At 62.0% G+C, this 5,211-nt stretch carries 6 protein-coding genes; 5 read left to right on the top strand and 1 reads right to left on the bottom strand.

The genetic code is table 11. The annotated features are described in order from the left end of the window. From AC1D1P_RS13605 to AC1D1P_RS13585, 5 genes are all read left to right on the top strand, one after another. Positions 1-1,327, top strand: a 1,327-nt coding sequence (locus tag AC1D1P_RS13605) for a M14 family metallopeptidase (protein WP_477673348.1), incomplete at its 5' end; no start/stop codon positions are given. A 230-nt stretch (positions 1,328-1,557) separates the two neighbouring features. After that, positions 1,558-1,953: an RNA-binding protein gene (locus AC1D1P_RS13600; RefSeq protein WP_477646486.1), complete on the top strand. Its 396-nt coding sequence runs from the start codon at positions 1,558-1,560 to the stop codon at positions 1,951-1,953. A 75-nt stretch (positions 1,954-2,028) separates the two neighbouring features. Then, positions 2,029-2,562 (top strand): cupin domain-containing protein, encoded by a 534-nt coding sequence (locus AC1D1P_RS13595; protein WP_477669113.1) that lies wholly within the window; start codon positions 2,029-2,031, stop codon positions 2,560-2,562. Between the two features lie 34 nt (positions 2,563-2,596). Further along, on the top strand, positions 2,597-3,322 hold the full coding sequence (locus tag AC1D1P_RS13590; protein ID WP_477673347.1) for a glutathione binding-like protein: 726 nt from the start codon (positions 2,597-2,599) through the stop codon (positions 3,320-3,322). A 33-nt stretch (positions 3,323-3,355) separates the two neighbouring features. Next, on the top strand, positions 3,356-3,976 hold the full coding sequence (locus AC1D1P_RS13585) for a DsbA family protein (protein WP_477673346.1): 621 nt from the start codon (positions 3,356-3,358) through the stop codon (positions 3,974-3,976). On the opposite strand, the gene AC1D1P_RS13580 is transcribed toward AC1D1P_RS13585, so the two are convergent. Then, positions 3,973-5,211 (bottom strand): cation:proton antiporter domain-containing protein (locus AC1D1P_RS13580; RefSeq protein WP_477673345.1); only part of this gene is annotated, 1,239 nt, incomplete at its 5' end. The two genes, AC1D1P_RS13585 and AC1D1P_RS13580, sit on opposite strands and share 4 nt — an antisense overlap.

The following is a 5,211-nucleotide window of genomic DNA, read 5'->3' as shown; positions in this document are numbered from 1 at the left end:
GGTCCTGACCCGCGCCGGTGGCACGGACCCCACGGTAATGCAGTCAGCAGGCAAGCCCACGGTGCTCCTGGTAGGCCAGCAGCATGGCGACGAGCCCGCCGGCAGCGAGGCGCTGCTGGTCATCGCCCGGGAGCTTGCACAAGGCTTGCTGCAGCCCGCGCTGGACCGCATCAATGTAGTGATTGTTCCGCGCGCCAATCCTGATGGTGCAGCGAATGAGCAACGTGCGACCACAGGCGGGCTGGACATGAACCGCGACCACATGCTGCTCAACACGCCGGAAGCCCAGGCGCTTGCCAGGCTCGCCCGTGATTACCACCCCACTGTGGTGGTCGACGCCCATGAGTACACGGTCGTGGGCCGCTTCCTGCAGAAGTTCGGCAGCGTGCAGAAGTTCGACGCGTTGTTCCAGTACGCCACCACTGCCAACCTGCCCGAGTTTTTGACCAAGGCCGCGGAGGAGTGGTACCGGCGCCCTCTGCTAACTGCCCTCAAGGGCCAAAACCTCACCACGGAGTGGTACTACACCACCTCAAGCGACCTGGCCGACAAAAAAATCTCGATGGGCGGCACCCAACCCGACACCAGCCGAAATGTTTACGGACTGAAAAACGCCATCAGCCTGCTGATCGAAACACGCGGAGTTGGCATTGGCCGCCTGCATATCCAGCGGCGCGTCCACACCCACGTGACAGCCATCACCAGTGCGCTGGCGAGCACCGCCCAGCGCGCGAACGAGCTGCAACAGCTGCGGCCCTACCTCGACAAGGAAGTCGGCGCCAAAGCCTGCAAGGAGGAAGCCGTCGTGGAGGCCGCGCCTACTTCCGCACAGTACGACTTGCTCATGCTCGACCCCGTGACAGGGGCCGACAAGACAGTGTCCGTGGACTGGGATTCTGCCCTCGCGTTGCGCAGCCTTAAAGCTCGCGCACGCCCCTGCGGCTATTGGCTGTCGGCGTCCTCCACCGTGGCCGTCGACCGGCTGCGGCTGCACGGTGTCCAGGTGCAGCGCGTTGCCGAACAGGGTTCCATGCTCGGCGACAGCTATCGGGAAACGTCCAGCACCTCGGGTGAACGCCAGGACGTGCGCGGCACCATCGCCGACGGCAAAGCCGTTCTCAAGGTCCAGGTCAGCCTGACACGCGGCGTGGTGGACGTGCCTCGCGGCAGCTACTATGTGCCTCTGAATCAACCGCTTGGCAACCTAGTGTTTGCTGCACTGGAGCCCGACACCCAGAGCAGCTACTTCGCCAACCAGCTCCTGCAGGGCCTGCAAAGCACCGTGCGTGTGATGGCTGAGCCGACCATCAAGCTTGAGGACTTGTAGCCCCCACGGTCGCTCACTTCGTGTAGCTTCCTGCCCCCCGAGGGGGCCGCTGCGCCTGCGGTCTGGCAAAGCCAGTCCCGCGGCCCCTGCTTGAAGCAGAAATTCCATACCTATCAACGGCCCTTGACGTCTGTGTCTGACAGGAAGAGGATGTGATTGCTGACCGGAAATTTACAGTTTCCGCGCCTTAATGATTCGTTGAACCAACGCAATGCATGAAAGGACTCGCCATGAAGAACTTCGAACTGACCAAAAAAATGCTCAGTATGGGTGGTGTGTTTTATCCCACCGGCTACGCGTTCATCATGTTCCCGAATCTTGAAGACGCCAGGCACGTGGCCCATGAACTGGAAATGGCCAGCAACGGCATCATGCTGCTGACACCGGAAGACATCCTCGAAGACATCGGCAAGGCGGATGGCCATTCGGACGTGAACCTGCCGCGTGTAGGCACCGAGGGCGCGACGGTCCACAAGTACGTGGACCTCGCGAGGGAAGGCCACCACGCGCTGATGATTCCGGTGCCGTCCAAGGACGCCACGGAGCGCATCATGGAAGTCGTGCGCACGGTGCCTTTTTCCTATGCACAGAAGTACCACAGCCTGGCGATCGAGGACCTGGAGTAACGCCTGTCCCGCAGGTGCCCAAGGACAATCGGGGCAGGTTGAAAGCCAGCCCGGGTTTAAGGCACACTGCGCCTCATGCCCCAGTCCAGTCACACTCCAGACCTRCCCACTACGACGCCCCGCGCCCGCCAGCTCATTGAACAGCTGCGGCTGCAGCCGCATCCGGAAGGCGGCTGGTACTGCGAAGTGTTTCGCTCCACACAACAAGTGGCGCCGCAAGACGGAAGACCGGCTCGCAATGCCCTGACCTCGATTTACTTTTTGCTTGACGCCACACAGCACTCACGCTGGCACTGCGTTCTTTCCGACGAGGTGTGGGTACATCTGGAGGGCGCACCGCTCGATCTCTGGACATGGAACGCGGCGGACAACCGCCTGCGCGGCACGGCACTGGGCCCCGTCAGCACGACAACCACCCCTCAACACATTGTGGCTGCCGGCCTGTGGCAGGCGGCCAGGCCGCGGGCGAATGCGGTAGCGGGCTACACCCTCGTGGCCTGCATGGTGGGTCCGGGCTTTGATTTTTCTGATTTCCGGATGATGGAGCCGGGCGGCAACGAAGCCCGGAAAATCGCCGCCGACCATCCACAGCTGGCGCCATTGATCTAGCGCTCAACAAGTTCAAGAACCTCGAGGATTTCCCATGATTGACCTGCACTACTGGCCCACACCCAACGGCTGGAAGATTTCCATCATGCTGGAAGAATGCGGCCTGCCTTACCAGCTGATCCCGGTGAACATCGGCAAGGGTGAGCAGTTCACGCCGGAATTTCTCGCGATCAGCCCCAACAACCGCATGCCGGCCATCGTTGATAACGCACCCGCCGGCGGCGGCACGCCTCTGGCGGTATTTGAAAGCGGCGCCATCCTCATGTACCTGGCCGAAAAGACTGGCCGCTTTCTGCCTGYCGCGACCGAACTTCGCGAGCGCTACCAGGCTATGCAGTGGCTGATGTGGCAGATGGGTGGGCTCGGTCCCATGGCGGGGCAAAACGGGCATTTTCTTTTGTATGCGCCGGACAAAATCCCCTATGCGATCGAGCGCTACAGCAAGGAAGTGGACCGCCTTTACGGCGTGCTCGATGCGCAACTGGCACGAACCGGTGCGCATGTGGCGGGTGCTGCTTACTCCATCGCCGACATGGCCATCTTTCCCTGGGTGCGTACACACAAGGCTCAGCAGGTTGACTTGCAAAAATTTCCCCATGTACAACGCTGGTACGACGCCCTGTTTGAAAGGCCTGCCGTCAAACGCGGGCTGAACCTGGGCAAGGAACTGCGCGCACCGGCGCTGACCGATGAGGCGCGCAAGGCCCTGTTTGGCCAGACAGCGCAAAGCGTACGGGACGGCGCGCACAAGGTTTCCTGACCCCCTTTTCCTTCCTCAAAAACCGGGATACCCATGATTGAATTCTTCTTCGACTGCTCCAGCCCCTGGACCTACATCGCTTTTCGCAACATCCAGCCGCTGGCAGCCGAGTTAGGGGAAGCCATTCGCTGGCGGCCGGTGCTGGTAGGAGGCATCTTCAACAGCGTCAACAAAGGCATTTATGCCGCGCGGGAAGACATGAATTCACCGAAGAACCGCTATACGCTCAAGGACGTGCAGGACAACGCACGCCAAGCGGGCCTGAAGATTGCATTTCCACCCAAGGTATTTCCGGTCAACAGTGTCAAGGCCATGCGCGGCTGCCTGTGGATTGCACAGGATGCCACGGCCGAGCCGCACTACCTTGAATTTATCGAAGCCACCTTCGCGGCGTATTTCACCTGTGAGGAAGACATTTCCCAAGACGAGGTGCTGGCCGCCATCTGCCGACAGACCGGCATCAACGCTGAGGCATTTTTGACGGGCATTGCACAACCCGATATCAAGGAGCAACTCAAGGCCAACACCGACGAAGCGATCCGGCGCGGTGCGTTCGGTTCACCCACCTTCTTTGTGGGCGACGACATGTATTTTGGCAACGACAGGCTTGCGCTTGTGCGCTCCGCCGTGTTGCGGGCCAGAGCAGGCGCCTAATGCGCTGCGGTTGACGCGCCGGCGCGCTCCAGCACATGGCGCGCCATGGACTGTGCCAGCTCCTGCTCACCGAGGAAGACCTTGCCGGCCTTCTCGTTGTCGAGCAGGCGCGCCTCGGCCTCGTTGTGGGTGCGCACCACGGTTTCGATGGCTGGATTCAGTGAACGCGCAGTGGCGACCATACGCCTGACGTCCAGCGTGTCGGGTGTCGCAATCACGAGCATGCGCGCCTGCGCAATGTGGGCCTGAACCAGAACTTCCGCCTCCACCGCATCGCCAGACACGGCCGCAATACCCTGCTCCCGAAGCCGTTCCACTGCCTCGCGATTCTGCTCTGCCACCACAAACGGAATGTGATGGGCCTTCAGTGCATCGGCAATGCGCCGCCCTACCCGTCCGTAGCCCACCAGCACCACATGGTTCGACAAATACTTCTGGTCGGTCGTGGCCGGCAACTCGGCCGTCGGGTCATCGCGGGCCTCCAGCTTGCGCGCCAGGGGTGACTTTGCCAGGATCCATTGCTGCAAGGGTTCAACTGCCTTGAAGACCAACTGGTTTAGAGCGATCGAGATCAGCGCACCCGCCAGCACCAGGCTTTGCCCTTCAGGCGGCAGCAGGCCCAGCGACGCACCCAGGCCCACCAGGATGAACGAAAACTCGCCGATCTGCGCGAGGCTGGCCGAGACGGTAAGCGCGGTGTTCAGCGGATAGCGAAACGCCAGCACCAGCAGGCCGGCGGCCAGTGTCTTGCCGACAATGATGATGCCCACCACGGCCAGCACCTGCAGCGGCCGCTCCAGCAATACCCAGGGGTCAAACAGCATGCCCACCGACACGAAAAACAGCACGGCGAAAGCGTCGCGCAAAGGCAGCGACTCTTCGGCCGCCCGGTGGCTGAACTCGGATTCGCGCATCACCATGCCGGCGAAGAAAGCGCCGAGCGCAAAGGACACGCCGAACAGCGCCGTCGCACCGAACGCGATGCTCACGGCCGCGGCCACCACGCACAGCGTGAACAGCTCGCGCGAGCCGGTGCGCTGCACCTGCCACAGCACCCAGGGAAAGAAGCGGCGCCCCACCACCAGCATCAGCGCCACAAAACCGCCCACTTGCAGCAGCGTAATGCCCAGTGTTTTCCACAGCGCATTGACATCGGCATCGACCTTGCCCGACAGCCAGCCGCCCAGCGGCGGAAGAAGAACGAGCACCAGCACCATGGCCAGGTCCTCCACGAC

Source organism: Polaromonas sp. P1_E1_2, from assembly GCF_056406035.1.
This window is presented reverse-complemented; position numbering and strand designations above follow the sequence as displayed.

What these genes read in the sequence shown, in the direction of transcription:
- AC1D1P_RS13585 (WP_477673346.1), top strand. Translation starts at nt 3,356, where the DNA reads ATGATTGAATTCTTCTTCGACTGCTCCAGCCCCTGGACCTACATCGCT.
- AC1D1P_RS13600 (WP_477646486.1), top strand. Translation starts at nt 1,558, where the DNA reads ATGAAGAACTTCGAACTGACCAAAAAAATGCTCAGTATGGGTGGTGTG.